At 41.1% G+C, this 18,008-nt stretch carries 17 protein-coding genes; 8 read left to right on the forward strand and 9 right to left on the reverse strand.

Going from position 1 to position 18,008, the window contains the following annotated elements:
• Positions 1 to 110 precede the first annotated feature (110 nt).
• The 3 genes from ACY8DT_RS06910 to ACY8DT_RS06920 all read right to left on the reverse strand — a co-directional run bounded on the left by ACY8DT_RS06910 (position 111) and on the right by ACY8DT_RS06920 (position 3,282).
• A complete protein-coding gene (locus tag ACY8DT_RS06910) occupies positions 111 to 1,340 on the reverse strand; it encodes a metal-dependent hydrolase family protein (RefSeq protein ID WP_462422178.1) in 1,230 nt (409 codons plus the stop codon).
• Between the two features lie 19 nt (positions 1,341 to 1,359).
• Complete coding sequence (locus tag ACY8DT_RS06915) at positions 1,360 to 2,508, reverse strand: hypothetical protein (RefSeq protein WP_462422179.1); 1,149 nt, start codon at positions 2,506 to 2,508, stop codon at positions 1,360 to 1,362.
• 192 nt (positions 2,509 to 2,700) lie between these two features.
• A complete protein-coding gene (locus tag ACY8DT_RS06920; protein ID WP_462422180.1) occupies positions 2,701 to 3,282 on the reverse strand; it encodes a protein-L-isoaspartate(D-aspartate) O-methyltransferase in 582 nt (193 codons plus the stop codon).
• Positions 3,283 to 3,411: 129 nt separating this feature from the next.
• On the opposite strand from ACY8DT_RS06920, the gene ACY8DT_RS06925 reads away from it, so the two are divergent.
• The 3 genes from ACY8DT_RS06925 (at position 3,412) to ACY8DT_RS06935 (ending at position 6,816) form a co-directional block, all read left to right on the forward strand.
• A complete protein-coding gene (locus ACY8DT_RS06925; protein WP_462422181.1) occupies positions 3,412 to 5,676 on the forward strand; it encodes an ATP-binding cassette domain-containing protein in 2,265 nt (754 codons plus the stop codon).
• A gap of 4 nt (positions 5,677 to 5,680) precedes the next feature.
• The gene (locus tag ACY8DT_RS06930) at positions 5,681 to 6,181 is read left to right on the forward strand and encodes a GNAT family N-acetyltransferase (RefSeq protein WP_462422182.1); all 501 of its coding nucleotides are present in this window, start codon (positions 5,681 to 5,683) and stop codon (positions 6,179 to 6,181) included.
• Positions 6,182 to 6,348: 167 nt separating this feature from the next.
• Positions 6,349 to 6,816: a YtxH domain-containing protein gene (locus tag ACY8DT_RS06935; protein ID WP_462422183.1), complete on the forward strand. Its 468-nt coding sequence runs from the start codon at positions 6,349 to 6,351 to the stop codon at positions 6,814 to 6,816.
• Between the two features lie 112 nt (positions 6,817 to 6,928).
• Here the strand turns inward: ACY8DT_RS06935 and ACY8DT_RS06940 are convergent, their stop codons facing one another.
• The gene (locus ACY8DT_RS06940; RefSeq protein WP_462422184.1) at positions 6,929 to 8,152 is read right to left on the reverse strand and encodes an erythromycin esterase family protein; all 1,224 of its coding nucleotides are present in this window, start codon (positions 8,150 to 8,152) and stop codon (positions 6,929 to 6,931) included.
• A gap of 249 nt (positions 8,153 to 8,401) precedes the next feature.
• Here ACY8DT_RS06940 and ACY8DT_RS06945 point away from each other — a divergent pair, with 249 nt between their 5' ends.
• From ACY8DT_RS06945 to ACY8DT_RS06955, 3 genes are all read left to right on the forward strand, one after another.
• On the forward strand, positions 8,402 to 8,947 hold the full coding sequence (locus ACY8DT_RS06945; RefSeq protein WP_462422185.1) for a helix-turn-helix domain-containing protein: 546 nt from the start codon (positions 8,402 to 8,404) through the stop codon (positions 8,945 to 8,947).
• Positions 8,948 to 8,968: 21 nt separating this feature from the next.
• Positions 8,969 to 9,928 carry a hypothetical protein gene (locus ACY8DT_RS06950; RefSeq protein WP_462422186.1) on the forward strand — a complete coding sequence of 320 codons (960 nt, stop codon included), beginning with the start codon at positions 8,969 to 8,971 and terminating at the stop codon, positions 9,926 to 9,928.
• Positions 9,929 to 9,994: 66 nt separating this feature from the next.
• The gene (locus tag ACY8DT_RS06955) at positions 9,995 to 10,777 is read left to right on the forward strand and encodes a CHAD domain-containing protein (RefSeq protein ID WP_462422187.1); all 783 of its coding nucleotides are present in this window, start codon (positions 9,995 to 9,997) and stop codon (positions 10,775 to 10,777) included.
• Between the two features lie 50 nt (positions 10,778 to 10,827).
• On the opposite strand, the gene ACY8DT_RS06960 is transcribed toward ACY8DT_RS06955, so the two are convergent.
• From ACY8DT_RS06960 to ACY8DT_RS06970, 3 genes are all read right to left on the reverse strand, one after another.
• On the reverse strand, positions 10,828 to 12,315 hold the full coding sequence (locus ACY8DT_RS06960) for an NAD(P)H-hydrate dehydratase (RefSeq protein WP_462422188.1): 1,488 nt from the start codon (positions 12,313 to 12,315) through the stop codon (positions 10,828 to 10,830).
• 75 nt (positions 12,316 to 12,390) lie between these two features.
• Positions 12,391 to 12,738, reverse strand: coding sequence for a DUF2200 domain-containing protein (locus ACY8DT_RS06965; protein WP_462422189.1), 348 nt, complete (start codon positions 12,736 to 12,738; stop codon positions 12,391 to 12,393).
• A 21-nt stretch (positions 12,739 to 12,759) separates the two neighbouring features.
• Positions 12,760 to 14,715 (reverse strand): fructose-1,6-bisphosphatase, encoded by a 1,956-nt coding sequence (locus tag ACY8DT_RS06970; RefSeq protein ID WP_462422190.1) that lies wholly within the window; start codon positions 14,713 to 14,715, stop codon positions 12,760 to 12,762.
• A 304-nt stretch (positions 14,716 to 15,019) separates the two neighbouring features.
• Between ACY8DT_RS06970 and ACY8DT_RS06975 the strand changes: the two genes are divergently transcribed.
• Together ACY8DT_RS06975 and ACY8DT_RS06980 are read left to right on the forward strand one after the other, a co-directional pair.
• Positions 15,020 to 16,204, forward strand: a complete 1,185-nt coding sequence (locus ACY8DT_RS06975; RefSeq protein WP_462422238.1) for a cystathionine gamma-synthase family protein — start codon at positions 15,020 to 15,022, stop codon at positions 16,202 to 16,204.
• 21 nt (positions 16,205 to 16,225) lie between these two features.
• A complete protein-coding gene (locus ACY8DT_RS06980) occupies positions 16,226 to 17,398 on the forward strand; it encodes a M24 family metallopeptidase (protein WP_462422191.1) in 1,173 nt (390 codons plus the stop codon).
• A gap of 65 nt (positions 17,399 to 17,463) precedes the next feature.
• On the opposite strand, the gene ACY8DT_RS06985 is transcribed toward ACY8DT_RS06980, so the two are convergent.
• Both ACY8DT_RS06985 and ACY8DT_RS06990 read right to left on the reverse strand, forming a co-directional pair.
• Positions 17,464 to 17,733 carry a 4a-hydroxytetrahydrobiopterin dehydratase gene (locus ACY8DT_RS06985; RefSeq protein WP_462422192.1) on the reverse strand — a complete coding sequence of 90 codons (270 nt, stop codon included), beginning with the start codon at positions 17,731 to 17,733 and terminating at the stop codon, positions 17,464 to 17,466.
• Positions 17,734 to 17,822: 89 nt separating this feature from the next.
• Complete coding sequence (locus ACY8DT_RS06990; RefSeq protein ID WP_462422193.1) at positions 17,823 to 18,008, reverse strand: hypothetical protein; 186 nt, start codon at positions 18,006 to 18,008, stop codon at positions 17,823 to 17,825.

The following is an 18,008-nucleotide window of genomic DNA, read 5'->3' on the forward strand; positions in this document are numbered from 1 at the left end:
ATATGAATACACACCCTTTTCTATATGAGACTAACCTTTCGACAGCTTTTAAAATTGTATAAAAAAAGAGATGACCTGTATTTGATACAGGTCATTTTTGTGAAAATTTGTTACATTATATTTTTAAATACCCTGCCATCTTTAGCGACAACTTTAATTTCATCGTTGTTATTTAGAACGCCGATATTATCCAGCGGGTTTTCTTTTGTCATTATAAAGTCGGCCACATAATTTTCTTTGATGAGGCCGAGATCTGTGTACCCCATGCACTCGGCAGCAGTTTGAGTGGAGGCGACAATCGCATCCATCGGCGTCATGCCGCATTCAACCATCAGCTCAAGTTCGCGAAGGTTTGTACCATGCTTAAATACTCCTGCATCAGTACCCATCGCAATCTTCACACCCGCTTTGTAAGCTCTTGTAAAACTTTCCTTATGAATTTCTATGACTTCTTCAGACTTATCGATGGATGTTTGTGCCATACCCAGTTCATCTGCGAATTCCAATACGGATACGGGTGCGAGAAGTGTCGGTACAAGGTAAGTACCCTGATCTTTCATCTTTTCACAAATTTCATCATCAAGATAGATGCCATGTTCGATTGAATGGATGCCTGCTTCCACACACTGTCTGACACCTTCCAATCCCTGGGCATGTGCCATCACTTTGACACCATTTCTGAACTGCGCTTCTTCAACAATCACTTTTAATTCTTCAAGAGAAAACTGTGTGAATTTGGGGTGGTCAGTCGGACTGGACACTCCGCCTGTCGCATGCACTTTAATGACATCTGCACCTGCTCTTAACATTTCGCGGGTTTTCTTTCTTACCTCTTCAACACCATCACAAACGCCTGACGGCATGCCGGGATGTGACTGCAGCATGTCAGTGATGACACCTGAATAGTTATATCCATCTCCATGACCGCCTGTAATCGTTAAAGCATTAACACTAATCTGCATTCTCGGGCCGTCAACAAGGCCGTCGTCAACCGCTTTCTTCAGACCCAGATCACTGCCGAGCGCATCGCGGACTGTCGTGACGCCGGCATTAAGCACTGTATTCAAATGTTTTGCCGCTTCATAGAAATTGTATGAAAAAGGTGTGGTAAGCCGTTCTTCAATCGGTTTAAGCTCCATCATCATATGAACATGTGTATCGATCATACCCGGCAGCATATAATGACCTGCGCCGTCGATTACTTCTGCATCACTGACAGCGGAAGCATCAACATGCAGAGATTTAAATCTATTATTTTCAATCAATATATTTGTATTAATAACATTATCCGATCCTGTACCATCAATAAGGTTTACATTTTTAACTAATAACTTGGTCAATATAATATCCTCCATTATTTTAAATTAAATTCATCACGATACTTGCTATGAATATCGAAGCGACAGTAACGGTCACAAAACCCCCGATCAGCATCGGTGTCACAAGCTCCTGGAATAATTTATCCTCATCTTCCGGGTTATCCGTTTCACTGCGTGCGACTTCTTCACAGATTATATAGTCTGCCGGGAAGCCGAGAAGTGCGGTCAGTGCAACAGGCATCCCTTTATATGGATGCCAGCCGACAATTTTGGAAGCAATATAGCCGCCTGCAAGTATTCCGAATGTACCGATAGCCAAAATAGCCAGAACGCTTGGAATATTATTTACAACATCCATCGGTGTAACGTCGGCCATCGTACCGATAATGACAAAAATCAGTGCCACCATCATAAAGCTGAATGAATTTGCCGATTCAAGAACACTTTTTGGAAAGAACCCGAAATTAAGTGCAAGTATACCGAGCACCAGACAGAATATCGTAAAGTGTATCCCCGTAATATCGCCCAGGAAAACACCCACTGCTGCCAAAAGAAAGACGAAAAATAACTTTAGAATATTATTCTCCATAAATTTATATTTGACAGGCTCTTCTTTTAAAGCAGTTTTCGCAGTGTCTTTAGCATTTACCTGCCCTGTCATGAATAAATGACCATATCTCTTCATGAAGAAAGTGGAAATCGGCATACCGACAATACCCTGGAATGCATACACCAATACAGGAACGACAACTAAAGAAGTCATGCCGAGTTCAGTCAGTCTTTCATTCGTAATCAGAAGTGCAACGACGCCACCTGACAATGGGCCTACGCCACTTGCAGCAGTTGTAAAATCAAACATAAAAGTGACCAGAGTCAGGACAAGCGTCAGTGCACCGATCAGCCCTGAAAGTGCAATGACGACTGCTTTCCACTGGGATTTCAAAATATCAAAACGCATCAGCGTTCCCATATGTACAATCAACGGGCCAATCAAAATCGCTCCTAAAGCAGGGAGTGTTGATAATTCAAGAATATCCTCCGGAAATACACCGATCCATGTAAAGATGAGAAAACCCAGCATTGCAGTCATCAGTGTGGGAATCCGTGCCCGTGTCATGACAGAAATATATTCACCCAAAGCAAGCAGGGCGAATATACCGACTGTCGCAATAATTGGTTCTTGCCACATAATAACACTCCTCAATAATTTATATTAATGAATGCATTATACTAGCAATAAAAAAAGAATAATAGCTATATTCTGAAAAAACCGAGTTTTCAGTGAAAGAATGCGTTTTCATTGTATACAGTATACTTGTATGAAAATAAATACCAGTTAACTTCTTGATTTAATGTGATTAAATGACTGGGGTTATATGGGCTACTCCACATCTTTTCTGAATTCCACGAACATCACATATTCTATGACCGATTCCGAAATCATTCCGTCTTTATCTTTTTCCAGGAGTTTGAGCTCCTGCATATGAAAGTCACCGACAGGGATGACCATTTTTCCGCCCGGGGCGAGTTGATTGATTAATATCTCCGGCACTTCCTTTGCTGCGGCAGTAACCATGATCTTGTCATAAGGGGCATTTTCCTCCCAGCCGGAATGGCCGTCCCCATAATGATAATAGACATTTGAATATCCGAGATCTGACAGCCTCTTTTTTGCAGAATCATAGAGGGCTCTGATTCTTTCTACTGTATAGACGGAATGTGAAAACTTTGAGAGGAGAGCTGTCTGGAATCCGGAACCTGTCCCTATCTCAAGAACTTTGTCATCTTTTCTTAAATCCAACTGTAAAGTCATGGTCAATACCAGTGTCGGCTGTGATATTGTCTGCCCATGTCCGATCGATAACGGTCTGTCGAGTGCTGCGTGTTCTTTTTGATCATCTATAAATTTACTGCGGTCAAGCTGTCTGAAATACTTTTCGATTTCCTCATCACTATAATTCATGGTACCCCGTCCTTTCAAATAGTGCATTAAGCTGTTATAAAACTATACCCATCTCAGCCAAGTTTCATTTAGACGATTAATGTTAATATATGAAACAAGAGAGAAATCATAATTCAGAGGTGATTTGTAATGAACCAGATTCATATTAAAGGTGCAAACCAGAATAATTTAAAAAACATCAGTGTTGATATACCGAAACATAAATTAACGGTCTTTACAGGACGGTCGGGTTCAGGAAAATCATCACTTGTTTTCAACACTATCGCTGCTGAGTCAGAGCGGCTGTTGAACGAAACATATTCCACTTATATTCAGAATCAGCTGACACAGTATGAGAAACCTGAAGTGGACCAGATATTGAACTTGCCTGTTGCGATGGTTATCAATCAGAAGCGGCTGGGAGGAAATTCACGCTCGACAGTCGGTACAATTTCCGATATATACGCTTCGGTGCGGCTGCTGTGGTCACGACTCGGCAGTCCGTTTGTCGGATACTCAAGCGTATTTTCTTTTAATAACCCGAACGGAATGTGCGACACGTGCCAGGGTCTTGGCTACGTTGAAGATATTGATTTGAATGAACTTCTTGATTTCGACAGGTCATTGAATGAAGATGCGATAAAATTCCCATCTTTCCGTCCGGACAGCTGGCGCGGAAAACGTTATTTATACACGGGTCTATTCGATAATGATAAAAAACTGAAAGATTATACAGAAAAGGAGATGGAGACATTTCTGTATACAAAACCCAGAAAGCTCAAAAATCCACCGGCCAACTGGCCGAGGACTGCAAAGTATGAAGGGTTGATTCACCGTTTCAGACGGTCATTTCTATTAAATGATAATTTTGAAAAGAAGCGGTTTTTAACTGACGTGGAGCGGGTTGTCACTTCCAAGGACTGTCCGGCCTGTGATGGGCAGAGACTGAGTCAGAAAGTGCTGACGTGTAAAATCAAAGGTTTGAATATCGCAGACTTTACTTCACTGACTATTGAAGATGCGATACCTTTTCTGGAATCACTCGAGGATGAGAAAGCAAAGTACATCATTGAGCCGCTGTTGAAACAGTTAAAAGCTTTGAAACATGTCGGTTTGAATTACTTGACGCTCGACAGGGAAACACCGACTTTATCCGGCGGTGAATCACAGAGAATTAAGCTGATCAGACATTTGAACAGTCCCCTGACGGATCTCGTATATATTATAGATGAACCGAGTGTCGGCCTTCATCCGGAAGATATAGACAAGATCAACGACATTATCAGATCCATTCGCGATAAAGGGAATACAGTCTTAATCGTCGAACATGATCCGGACGTCATCAAAATAGCTGATTACGTTATAGATATTGGCCCGGGAGCCGGTAAAAGCGGCGGTGAGATTACATTTACGGGCACTTATGACGGTTTGTTGGAATCAAATACGGCGACGGGAACTGCATTAAGAGAGAAACATTCATTACAACAGAACTATAAAAAAATTGCCGGCAGAATATCGCTTAATAATATTACTAAAAACAATCTCGATAATGTGAGTGTTGATATACCAAAAAATATGACAACAGTATTCACCGGTGTTGCAGGATCAGGTAAGAGCACTCTGCTCAGAGAAGGCTTAAAATCAAATGAAAACTGTATCTTCGTCAACCAGAAGAGCATTCATGCATCCAGCAGATCCAATGTTCTGACTTATATGGATGTGTTTGATGATATACGCAGCTTTTTCAGTAAGAAAACAGGCTTGAAGAAAAGCATGTTCAGCTATAACTCTGAAGGTGCCTGTCCGGAATGCGGCGGAAAAGGGGTCATTAAAACAGAACTTGCGTTCATGCCGGAACTCTCGCAGGTCTGTGAACTGTGCCAGGGTTCTAGATATAAAGAAGAAGTGCTGGAGGCGGAGGTAGATGGATATTCCATCGCTGATATATTGGCACTCACTGTAGAAGAGGCGATTAATTTATTTGAAGAGAATAAAACCGTACGTGAACGCCTGTATCATCTGGAACAGACCGGTCTGCAGTACATGACACTTGGGCAGTCACTGAACACTTTATCCGGCGGGGAAATGCAGCGGTTGAAACTCAGCTGGCATCTTGACAGTGATGCGTCAGACACTGTCTATGTTTTTGACGAACCGACGACAGGACTGCATGAAAAGGATATTCCGACTCTTCTTGAATGTTTTGAAACATTGATTGAAGCGGGTAATACCGTTATCATTGTTGAACACAATTTAACGATGATGATCCACGCTGACTGGCTGATAGACATCGGCCCGGGAGCCGGCAGTAACGGCGGTAGAATTTTATATGAGGGCAGGCCTCCCGGAATATTTGATGTTGAAGAATCAGTGACAGGAAAGCACTTGAAACGTTATATTGATGGTAAAGGATGAGCCTATGAATGTCAGAATGCTGAATATCAATGATGCAGAAGACTACCGTAATCTGAGGCTGAAAGGATTAAGGACAGATCCGAGTGCATTCGGGTCTACATATGAACTGGAGTCCACACTGCCGATTGAAAAATTTGGAGAAAGATTGATATGTTCGAATGAACAGTTTGTTGTCGGTGGCTTGGATGAAGATCAGCTCGTATGTGTCGCCTCTTTTATACAAAGTGGCGGCCCTAAATCGAGTCACAAAGGATCTTTACAGGCAATGTACTGCGATAAAGCGTACCGCGGAAAAGGAATTGCCCGTGATGTTGTGACTTATTTGATTGATAAGACGAAAGAGATTGAAGGTGTTGAACAACTCAGTCTGTCAGTTGTTGCTGAAAATGTCAGAGCAAAGGCATTTTATGAAGCATTCGGATTTGAGACATATGGTACAGAACCAAGAGCAATGTTTGACGGCAAAAATTATTATGACGAACATAAGATGGTGCTGCAGTTATAAAGCTGAAATCCTTGAGCAATATCTTTAAGCAAATACCTGTTTATAAATATAACGTTTAGTATGATTCTTATCGATAATTCAGGAAAAGAGAAGTTTAAGCATTTCTGGAATGGGTAAATATTCAACAAACTTACTATAGTTATTAAAAATTAAGAGGTGGGATACTCATGAATAAAAGGACAAAAAAAGTTACAGGGATTATCGGCGCAATCGGCGGCTTATTCGTTTTGATGGCTGGCATATTTATGGCAGTAGTATCAGCATTGGCAGTAACGGCAGCGTTATTACCATTAAGAAAGCAAGAGAATCGTGAAATGATTGTGGGCGAGTATAACAAGGCTAAAGAAAATCCGAAAGGATATGCGCAAAATGTTCAGCACAAAGTTACGGATAAGGCAGGGCAATATCAGGAAAGAGCGATGAACGAGTATAATAAAGCAAAAGAAAACCCGAAAGGTTATGCGCAAAACGTTCAGGAGAAAGCGAAATCCCAAGTGGAAAAAGTGAAAGAAGATCCTAAAAGCTATGGCAAAGATGCGAAGAGTAGAGTGGACAACAGAATCCAGAGTGGTAAGCAGCACTTCCAGGAAGCGACAGATGAAGGTAATGATGCTCAACCGGGTACTGGTCAATAAAATCTATCCCGTAAACACAGCATGATATTTTCATATAAAAATGTATGGCAACATGCAAATGAAGAAGCCATTTTGAATGATCTTTTATTCAAAATGGCTTCTTCTTTTTACTTTATTCTTCTAAATAATCAATATACATAACCGCGTCATACTGCTCACTCGGGACCATGGATAATCCCTGTGATGGTAGACCTTCATTATAGGTGGAATACTCTTCGTCAGCCCAGTCTGTCTCATGGAGATTGACAACGGCATAATCCAACTCATATTCAGAGATGCGGTTTTCCAAATCGCTGCCTCTAGTTTTTCTTGGCACTGTGTCACTGCGATATCCGTACTCTTCAGGAAAAATATCCTCACCTTCGTTAAAGATTGTTGCAATATGGAAGGTGTTGATATCCGATTCTTCAAGCAGATTTCCAACGGAGTTTTTAAGTGCCTTGTGCCGTAAATCTAAAACCTCGATGTGTGAACTGATTTCACCAAGTTGTTTGGCTGTATGTGCATTATGCATTTGTACAACCACTTTATGTCCATTTTCAATCAGTGTTTCAATATTTTCAAACATATCCTGTCCGCGCCTGGCATAGTACTCTTCGCGTGAATCTTCAATTTCCAAATCTCCAAGATAATCCTCTGATAAAGTGTTTTCCAGAAAATCGATACGGCCCTCTATATAATTTTGGGACATAGTGTCTAAATCATTGAAGTAATCACTGCTATAAATATTTTCATAGACGGCTTGCATTTCATCCATAAATTCATAATTTATTTCTTCGTAATCATAAACCATAGAAAGAATCTGCTGTTTAATATTTTGTTCAGCTTCCAGAAATTCACCGTTTATATTACTGAAATTCGATAAATCATCAGCTATAAATTCTTCATGAGTCACTTCACGGTCCATAGGTCCTGCACTGATTCTGGAGATCCCCTCTAATTCGAACTCAACTTCAGAGTCAAGGGACCGCTGGATGACTTCGTCAAATTCAGTATTATGATGAACTGAGGTTATGAAGTCTCTTTTAGGAAAATCTTCAGTGTAACCTTGTGACTCAAAATAGTTCAAATAAAAATCGACATGGTCTCTGCCGAATTCCATGGCATATGTGTCGAAATCATAATTATCATTCAGATAAAAAGACAACTCAGAAAACAACTTACTGATTTCTACAGAATGATGAGTGGGCTCCCCTAATATCACTACGTCATACTCGTCGAGCATTTCCCCGATTTCATCCATTTCCGACTCCAGGTTATAATACTCTTTTGGCTCATCATTACCGCATGCAGTAACAAATAAAAATGATATAAATAATATTAGAGCGTACTTCATTCAGCCTCATCCCCATAAAACCATTTACAATATTATTACCGTTTTACAATTATATCTAAACATGTGAGTCTTTAGAGATAAACATTAAAAACTTAATAAAGTGATTTATAACGCATGGCGTTATAATGGATAAACGTTGATATTTCAGTATGTAAAAGAGTTTTGACATGATAAAAGTATCGCATGTAAAAGAAGTTTGATAGTTTAATGGTATATAGTCCTCTAAATTAAAATCAGAAGGTGAAATCGATGGAGATCGGCAGTCAAATAAGAAGATACAGAGAAAGGGATCAATTTTCACAAGAAGAGCTGGCGGGGAAAATTTATGTTTCCAGACAGACGATATCGAACTGGGAAAACAACCGCAGTTACCCGGATATACAAAACTTAATGCTTCTGAGCGTTTTATTCAACGTTTCTTTGGATGAACTGGTCAATGAAGATGTGGATGTGATGAAAAAAGAAATCGATAGAAAAAGCTGGAACAGATATGGATATGTCATGTTTGTCGCATCTATGCTCGGATTGTTTCTTATGGTGCCTGCCCTTAGATATGATTTATTACTTTTAAAAATATCTGCAGGTGTTTTGATCGGTCTGTCATTTATGGCGAGTGTCAAAGTGGAAAGATTAAAAGCGCAATATGATATCAATACTTATCAGGATATACTTGCATTTTTAGAAGGTGAAGATAAATCACCGAAGAAAAATGGATTCATACACAAGGCTCTCCCCTATCTTTTCTATATAATCATATCTGCACTTGTCATATCTCTAGGTCTTATCATCTTCTAAAAATATATGAGGATGGACGATATGAAGAATATATTAAACACGAATTGGTTTTGGGTCATATTTATCATTACACTGGGTATAACACTGGAACTTACTACGAATTTTGACGCACTATTTTTATTTGTAATGATCGGTATATGGATAGTCACCGTTTTCTATCACGAATGCGGCCACTGGTTCTTTGCGAAAACCAGGAAAATGGAATTATTCATGATTTCTTCTTTTGCAGGGATGTATATGAACAAAAGATGGTACTTTTCAATCCCTGCCTACATCAGCTGGGGTGTGTGCGGTATGTACAAACCTTTAAGCAGAGGCAGAATGACAAGGAAAGATTCAATGTGGTATATATCAGGCGGTATGATTTTCAACCTCATTGCTGTCGTCCTCCTGCTGGGAATCAGATATACTTTCAGTATTGAAAATGACATTCTGGATTTTACGATTTTGATGAATGGAGTAATAATGATTGCTACTGCCATTCCGACTAAAAATAATGACGGCGGCCGCCTTTTAAGCTTATTGCGAGGTAATCTTGATGAATTGGATGTGTTCAATTCGTCCAATTATTTATTTTCCCCGGAGTCATCAGCAGAAAAAATATTCAATGAAATTTCTCTTGATAATGAAAATGATTATATGGCAAGTTATGTGAGGAATTTAGCCTTTATTGACAAGGAATCGCATAATGATTTTAAAAACATCTACTCCGCCGCTCTTATAGAAAGACACGAGCTGAATAAGCAGGTTATAGACGGCTTCCAGGCAATGTACAAATATGCAGATGGGCAGGAACTGGATTCTCATGAGATAGAAATTTTTAACGGCCAGGCGAGTGTATATTCAATACCCTTCAATAAGTTATATCAGTTTTTTAAAACAGGAGAGACAGAACATCTTGTGTACTTTGAAAAGCACAGAACACATTTTCCGAGTGAACTTGAGAACAAAGTATTTATGAGAGCACTTGAAGCATTCTAAAATCGCCGGTCCGGGCTTTAAATGCCCCTTAAAAGGGTATGTATATGGATATAAAGGATGATGAAAATGTCTGAAGTACATCATATATTATCAACTCGTGCAGGTAAGGTACGACATTCATATAAAGATTTTCATAACAACCCCTTCAAAGAAGAGACGGCGCATAAATTAAGAGTCAATACACGCAAACTGCGTGGGATTTTAAATATCCTTAAAAAAGCGATGTATAAAGCGGATTACGCCAGGTTGAATAAGGGGCTGAGAGATATAGCCTTGATGATCGGCGATCTAAGGGAGACGGATGTTTTAGATGGGTTATGTTCAGATATCGCTAGAGACAAACCCGATATGAGCGGCCAGTATCAGAAGCTGTTCTTTTATTTAAATGTGGAACGTGATAAGGAAATGCAAAAGACTTTAGAAAGTGTCGAGAAATACAATGTTGAAAATAAAATTGAAAATATAGTATCGAAAATTAACACATTGGAATTTAAAAAAGTATACCGTGATGAGGAAGCCTTGATACAATTTATCAATAAACGTCTGAAGAAGAAGCATCAGCATATGAGTAATGATTGGAAAGCGCTTGATTTTGATGACTACAGCGAGGTTCATGAGCTTAGAAAAGATGCTAAAAAACTTAGGTACTGTGCAAAATATTTAGGTGAGCTGACCGAAATTGACTACAAATCAATCAGTAAGGAAGCGAAGAAAATTCAAGACGAACTGGGAAAAATAACTGATCTTCATGTAAATATGAAAATGCTGCAGGAGTATGCAGATACCGTCCAGGATAAAGAATTAAGCGAATTATTTATAGAGATGAGAGATTTGGAAAAGAATCAATAGAAAGTCTCTGCACACCGGTGCAGAGACTCTTCTTACTTAATTAGCAGAATCTATTCACCAAAAATGCTGAATGCCCTACTGAGGTTATCGACGATATCAGAAGCAGTCATCGTTTCAATGCCAATCCCCTCTTTTAAAATATGATCTGCAGTAAAACCATGCATAAATACTGCACTGGAGACCGCATGCTGCGTATTTTCATATCTGCCGAGGAATGCAGCAATCATTCCAGTCAGTACATCGCCGCTTCCACCTTTGGCAAGTCCGGCATTACCGGTATCATTAATGAATGTTTCTCCAGCGGGTGTAGCCACTAAAGTGTTAGGACCCTTTAGGACGACATACATTCCATACTCAACAGAAATTTCCCGGGAAATTTCAAACCTGTTCTGATTAACTCCGCTTGCAGAAGAACCAGTCAATCGTGCCACTTCCCCGGGATGAGGCGTGATGACGACGGGATACTGTCTTTTCTTAATTTTTTCTTTCAATATCTGTAATTCTGACAGTCCGTCCGCATCCACTACCAACGGTCCTTCAAAGTTATCAATCAGATGCTCGACCATACTTCTGGTATCATCATTCACCCCAATGCCAGGACCGATGGCGATGACATCTTTATCCTCAATAAAATCCTGCAGGTCATCTTTCCTGTCGAAAAGCGTGGCTTCAGGGGCATGGTTCGTAATGGTGGAAAAGATATCCTTATGTGTACTCAGCGCCGTGAGTCCTGCCCCGCTTCTTACTGCAGCAGTTGTGGTGAGCACAGCGGCTCCCGGCATATTGCTGCTGCCGGCAATTATTCCGATTTTTCCATGTGAACCTTTATGGGAATTGTCATCTCTCTTTGGCCAATGGTTGATAGTATCTTTACGACTCCAGACATTTCTTCCGGATTCGACAGCATTGTCAATCGCCCTCGCCGGTATGCCTATATCAATTACTTTCGCATTACCGTAGTAATTACGCGCCGGATAAGTGTAATAGCTTAACTTAGGCAGTCCGATGATCAGAGTATGATCCGCTTTTAATGCATGTTCCGGTGCCGGTGATTCATCAGCAGGCAGTCCGCTTGGAATATCTATGGAGACAATGATGTTATCCAAGTTGTTCAATTCCTGAAAAATCTCTGCATAGGGCGGTCTGATCTGACCTGTGATGCCAGTACCGAGCATCGTATCGATAACGATGTCTGCATTGTTCATAATATCTCTGTCATACTGTGTGAAAGTAAAACCGGAATTCAGAAAGATGTTTTTGTGATAGTCTGCATCTCCACTGATTCTTTCGGGGTCGGGTATGACGCATACCTCAACATCGTAACCATATTCCTTCAACACTTTGGCGATTACAAAACCATCTCCGCCGTTATTGCCGCTGCCGATGAGTACACAGAATGTCTGATGCTGAAAATTTTTCATGATGTTTTTTGCGGCGACACGGCCTGCATTTTCCATCAGGATTCGGCCGTCGACACCTATGTTTTTAATCGCATATTCATCGATTGCACGCATCTCTTCACCTGTAACAACTTGCATGTTTATCCTCCTTAATTCTAAATAAAATAAATCCCCTTGAGCTCAGCGGGTGCATCACTCAAGGGGGTTATGTGTTTATCGCAGAATCTTTTCCATCTTCTTGCCCTTTGCCAGTTCATCAATGAGTTTATCCATATATCGTATTTCCTGCATCAGAGGCTCTTCGATTTCCTCTACTCTGACGCCGCAGATTACTCCCTTTATCAGTTCTCTGGATGGATTCATGTCAGGTGCTTTATCAAAGAAGTTTTCAAAGTCTGTTTTATTTTCAATTTGTCTTTCGAGTTCATCCTGACTATACCCTGTCAGCCATCGTATAATCTCGTCGACTTCCTCTTTAGTGCGGCCTTTTTTCTCCGCTTTTGTGATGTAATGCGGATATACGCTTGAGAATGCCATTGAATATATTTTGTGACCAGCCATAATTTCCCTCCTGATTTAAAGTTATTGAATGTATCTGTAAGCGAGCAGCTCTTTAAGAGACTTTATCTCTTCTTTCAGCTTGACGCCGATGTTCGTGTCCCGCACTTTTTTACGCTTGAGTTCTTCGTCCACAACACGGCGTACACTCAGGGCGTCTGCGCCGTTTCTTAAAACTTTTTCTTTCGTATTGAAGTGCTGGTGCGCAACGAGCTGCATGCCGAACGAGTTGTACAGCAGTGTATAACCTGCGATGCCTGTCGTTTTCTGATAGGCTTTTGAGAACCCGCCGTCAATGACGAGCATCTTGCCATTTGCTTTAATCGGATCTTCACCGTCTATCTCCTTGACCGGAGTGTGTCCGTTTATGATTCTGCCTTGTTCTGGATCCAGGTTGAATTCCTCCAGCATTTTACGGCACATGCCGACATCTTCCCTTAAGTAGTAATATGGATTCTTTTCTTCTTTATGGGATGCTTTATCAGTGATGAAATATCTTTCAAAAGTGGTCATCGCACGTTTGCCGAATAGTGATGAATATTTTCCTGTCCACAAGTACCAGACGATATCTGTTGCCAGGTCATCTGTATTTTCTTTGTTTACGAACGACTGACGGAGGTACTCTTCAAATTTATCGAGCAGCTCGCGGCCTTTGAATGTTTCACCTTCGATTTCCATGGATTCCATTTCGCCGTTTTCGTCGACCGGTACACATCCGTGAATCAAAAGGTTACCGTTATATTTCAAGTAAAGGCTGCCTTTTTTCATCAGGAAATTCATATGTCTCTTCAGTTTTTCAGATTGCTGGATGGACAGTAACAGTTTATTGATGACTTCCTCTTCTTCAGGCAGCAGTTTTGTCGGATCATTTCTGTCGACGGTCTGGAAGCATGTGTTTTCAAGAGTATAAGTATTGCCATATACCGTCAGTTCATTTTTTTCATAATCCACTTTTTCCAGTACAAGCCTTTCTTCCATTTCAAAGAACGGACGGCGTTTAATTATCGGTGCTTCCAGTTTAAACTGGATGATGGCGATGGCCTGGTGAATTTTCGTGATCTGCAGCTTTTCCAGCTCTGAAAGTTCATCTCCCGAAGTGACTTTCGGGTGGAAAGCTGAATTGTCATCATAATATTTCTCAGCCAGGTTGACTAAAGGTCTGAGATTGATTCCGTAGGCATCTTCTATAATGTTCAAGTTGTCGTAACGCGCACAGATCCGTAAAATATTCGCAAGGCACACTTTAGAACCCGCATAAGCACCAATCCAAAGAACATCATGGTTGCCCCACTGAATATCAAGTGAATGGTAATCGATCAGAGTATCCATGATTTTGTCGGGTTCAGGCCCGCGGTCGTATATATCACCGACGACATGCAGATGGTTGACTACCAGGCGCTGCGTGGAATATGACAGACCGATGATGAGTTTATCCGCCTGCCCGAGAGAAATGATCTGATTTACAAGCTTTTCGTAATATGTCTTTTTATTCGCATCTTCATCCGTTTTATAAAGAAGCTCTTCAATAATGAAAACAAACTGCTGGGGCAGTGCTTTTCTCAGTTTTGAACGTGTATATTTCGTGGATGAATGTGCAATTAGATCTACCATTCGGTGAATCGTCGTTATATACCAGTCATCCAATTCTTCTTTGGTTTCAAAATCATTTTTTACCAGTTGCAGCTTGTCTTCCGGATAATAGACCAGTGCGGCGAAGTTGCTGATTTCATCATCGGACAGCGTATCTTTGAAAAGCTCGGCAATTTTTTGTCTCACGTTGCCTGAACCATTTCGGAGTACATGCTGAAATGCCTGGTACTCTCCGTGCAAGTCACTGACAAAATGTTCAGTCCCTTTCGGCAGGTCCAGAATGGACTCCAGGTTCATAATCTCAGTCGCCACTTTTTCTTCGTTATCATATCTATTGGCAAGCAAATCTAAATATTTTGCCTTCAAGTCTGTTTCATAAGTCTCAACCATAATAGACACTCCCATTTAATGTTACATACTATTATACAAGATTTCTGTGTATGGATAACCTATTCAATGTAAAATAGTGATTTTCCCTTATGGAAAGTGACAGCGCACTGTATCTGCTTTTATATTTAGACTTGTATCAGTTTTGGGCAATATAAAAAATAAGTAATAAATATGCTTTTTATTTTATAAGTACTCTTTAGATGGTATAGTGGATGAAAGGGATAAAGTACCCTTTTCTCCAACAGGAATGACACTCGGAATACAATTATGTAAGCGTTTACAATTATGAAGGGGAAGTGAGATGATGACAAGAAAGTTGAGTCGTGCAACCGAAGCTGTTTGGGCAGGGGAAAAGGATTACAGAGCACATGGTGCAACGCAGGTGCCGGTGGTTAACAGTGTGTCTTATGATTACACAGATCTCGAGCACTGGTACAGTGTGGCAACAGGCGAAGCGGAAGGACATATCTACTCCAGGAATACGAATCCGACAGTGGCTTCTTTTGAGGATAAGGTCAGGCAGTTGGAGGGGGCAGAAGCAGCAACGAGTTTTTCGACAGGCATGGCGGCAATCAGCAATACGTTCTATACTTTCTTAAAGCCCGGCGAACGGATAGTGAGTATTAAAGACTCGTATGGCGGTACGAATAGAGTTTTCAGTGATTTCTTACCGCATATGAACATTGAAGCTGTGCTGTGTGATACGGATGATCACGAAGCATTGGAGGAAGAAATCAGAAAAGGATGCAAGCTGGTGCACCTGGAATCACCGACGAATCCAACAGTAAAAATCATCGATATTAAGAGAATTGCGAAAGCTGCACATGAAGCAGGTGCAATCGTTGTCGTGGACAACACTTTTGCAACACCGATACTTCAAAGTCCGTTAGATCTCGGTGCCGACCTCGTCATTCATAGTGCGACGAAATTTTTGGGCGGGCATGCAGATGCGCTCGGCGGTGTTTTGTGCGGCGACAGGGAGCTTGTGGCTCAAGTACACCACTACCGTGAGATCAACGGTGCGACGTTGGATCCCCATGCCGCATATTTATTGTTGAGAGGTTTGAAAACACTGGATTTAAGAGTCAGAAAGCAGACTGAAAATGCTGAGAAACTGGTTGAATACCTGCAGTCACATCCGGCAATTGATGACCTGTTCTATCCGGGTCTGAAAACCCATCCGCACCATGATATCGCAACGGAGCAAATGAGGGGATACGGCGGTATTTTCAGCTTCTCATTGAACGGAGGTATGGACGCGGTCAGAAAAGTATTGCCACGCCTGGAATATGCCAATCGCGCGGCAAACCTGGGTGCGGTGGAAACAACGGTCGGACCTGCGAATACGACGAGTCATGTTGAATCAACAGAAGAAGAACTGGAGAAGTTAGGAATACCGTCCAGTTTAGTGCGCTATTCTGCCGGAATTGAAGACTTTGAAGATTTAAAAGACGATTTAGAAAATGCTCTCAGTATTCTCGAAAAATAAATTAGAGAAAGGAGACATGTGATGTTCTCCAAAAAAGAGTATAAAAAGAGACTTAATAGAACCAAACAAAGCATGATGCAGTATGGAATCGAAGTGCTGGTCATTTCAAACCCCTCCAATATGTGTTATTTGACAGGATATAATGCATGGAGTTTCTATGTGCATCAAGTGGTGGTGGTTTTCATTGATGAAAAAGAGCCTTTATGGATCGGCAGAGGGATGGATGCGAGAGGTGCTGAACAGACCACCTGGATGAATCCGCAAAATGTTTTGAACTATCCTGATGAATATGTGCAGTCGACGATAAAACATCCAATGGACTATGTAGCAGAAGTTCTGCTTGAAATGGGAAAAGGAGAACGGAAGATAGGTGTGGAGATGGATGCATTTTATTATACTGCAAAATGTCATGAAAGAATGCTCTATGAACTCCCGGAAGCAGAATTGAAGGATGCCAGCGGAATCGTCAACTGGGTGAGATTGATCAAGAGTAAAAAAGAAATAAGTTATATGAGAAATGCAGCGTATATAGTGCAGCAGGCGATGACAGCGGCCTATGAAACAATAGAAGTCGGCACAAGGGAAAATGATGTGGCAGCTGCCATTTACAGTGCACAAATGCATGGCAGTGAGGACTTTGGCGGTGACTACCCTTCCATGGCACCGATGATTCCGACCGGGGAACAGACTGCGAGCCCGCATTTGACATGGTCGGACAGACGGTATGAGGAGGGGGACCTGGTCACGATAGAAATAGCCGGTGCCTACCGGAGATATAATGCGCCGATGGCCAGAACGATGTCACTCGGAAAAGCGGGCCCCAAAGTGCTGGAAGTCGGTAAAGTCATTATGGAAGGTATTGAAGAAACATTGAATTATATCCAGCCCGGACACACTGCCGCAGAAGTTAACAACGTCTGGGCAGGAACGATTGCAAAATACGGCTATGAAAAAGAAGCGAGGATCGGCTACTCAATCGGCCTGAGCTATCCTCCGGACTGGGGAGAGCATACAATCAGCCTGCGGCAGCATGACAATTCGATATTGGAACCGAATATGACATTCCATCTCATGCCCGGCATGTGGTTTGAAAATTTTGGTGTCTCAATCACCGAACCGTTTTTAGTGACAGAATCAGGGGTTGAGCTGCTGACGTCATTTGAACGTAAAATTTACCAGAAAGGAATTGATTAAAATAGTCTGAAACCAAAATAAAACAGGAGCAAAATCTTATGGAATAAGGTTTTGCTCCTGTATTTTTATGCTTTCAGTACATTATCCGTCGCTTTCGCACCTGCTATATCTTTTTCGGTTAATTCTTTTTTCGAAAATGTCGTCCATGTTATCGAGACGTTCGTATGATTGATTGATATGCCCGGATGGTGCTGCTGACTCTCTGCATATACTGCAAGTTTCTGAACAAATGCGATGCCCTCAAGATATTTATCGAACTTAAAAGTCTTCTTTAATTTTTCACCGTCAAGTTCCCATCCTTCGAGTTTTTCAGCTTCAGTTTTTACATCACTCATTATTTGGTCACCTCCGTGTAATACATACTCCACTTTACCTTTTAATAGATACAGTTAAACGTATTCAGGGCGGTGAACTGAAAATACACCTAATTGTTTTCACTTTCATCGTAATCACCGAAAATGGTTTGGGCCAACATAAAATTATAAGTGACCTCCTGGGCCTCATTTGCCATTACAACGTAACCGATATCTTCTTCAATCCCGGACGGCAGTGTCACATTTATAAATGGTGCGAAAAGAGACCGGATGATCATCGCTGAGCTGATCAACAT

The sequence above is a fragment of the Salinicoccus sp. Marseille-QA3875 genome (genome assembly GCF_054950095.1).

Bases quoted from the DNA above. Each gene is read 5' to 3' on its own strand.
- ACY8DT_RS06915 (WP_462422179.1), bottom strand. From the start codon at position 2,508: ATGTGGCAAGAACCAATTATTGCGACAGTCGGTATATTCGCCCTGCTT.
- ACY8DT_RS06920 (WP_462422180.1), bottom strand. From the start codon at position 3,282: ATGAATTATAGTGATGAGGAAATCGAAAAGTATTTCAGACAGCTTGAC.
- ACY8DT_RS06925 (WP_462422181.1), top strand. From the start codon at position 3,412: ATGAACCAGATTCATATTAAAGGTGCAAACCAGAATAATTTAAAAAAC.
- ACY8DT_RS06930 (WP_462422182.1), top strand. From the start codon at position 5,681: ATGAATGTCAGAATGCTGAATATCAATGATGCAGAAGACTACCGTAAT.
- ACY8DT_RS06935 (WP_462422183.1), top strand. From the start codon at position 6,349: ATGAATAAAAGGACAAAAAAAGTTACAGGGATTATCGGCGCAATCGGC.
- ACY8DT_RS06940 (WP_462422184.1), bottom strand. From the start codon at position 8,152: ATGAAGTACGCTCTAATATTATTTATATCATTTTTATTTGTTACTGCA.
- ACY8DT_RS06945 (WP_462422185.1), top strand. From the start codon at position 8,402: ATGGAGATCGGCAGTCAAATAAGAAGATACAGAGAAAGGGATCAATTT.
- ACY8DT_RS06950 (WP_462422186.1), top strand. From the start codon at position 8,969: ATGAAGAATATATTAAACACGAATTGGTTTTGGGTCATATTTATCATT.
- ACY8DT_RS06955 (WP_462422187.1), top strand. From the start codon at position 9,995: ATGTCTGAAGTACATCATATATTATCAACTCGTGCAGGTAAGGTACGA.
- ACY8DT_RS06960 (WP_462422188.1), bottom strand. From the start codon at position 12,315: ATGCAAGTTGTTACAGGTGAAGAGATGCGTGCAATCGATGAATATGCG.
- ACY8DT_RS06965 (WP_462422189.1), bottom strand. From the start codon at position 12,738: ATGGCTGGTCACAAAATATATTCAATGGCATTCTCAAGCGTATATCCG.
- ACY8DT_RS06970 (WP_462422190.1), bottom strand. From the start codon at position 14,715: ATGGTTGAGACTTATGAAACAGACTTGAAGGCAAAATATTTAGATTTG.
- ACY8DT_RS06975 (WP_462422238.1), top strand. From the start codon at position 15,020: ATGACAAGAAAGTTGAGTCGTGCAACCGAAGCTGTTTGGGCAGGGGAA.
- ACY8DT_RS06980 (WP_462422191.1), top strand. From the start codon at position 16,226: ATGTTCTCCAAAAAAGAGTATAAAAAGAGACTTAATAGAACCAAACAA.
- ACY8DT_RS06985 (WP_462422192.1), bottom strand. From the start codon at position 17,733: ATGAGTGATGTAAAAACTGAAGCTGAAAAACTCGAAGGATGGGAACTT.
- ACY8DT_RS06990 (WP_462422193.1), bottom strand. From the start codon at position 18,008: ATGTTGATCAGCTCAGCGATGATCATCCGGTCTCTTTTCGCACCATTT.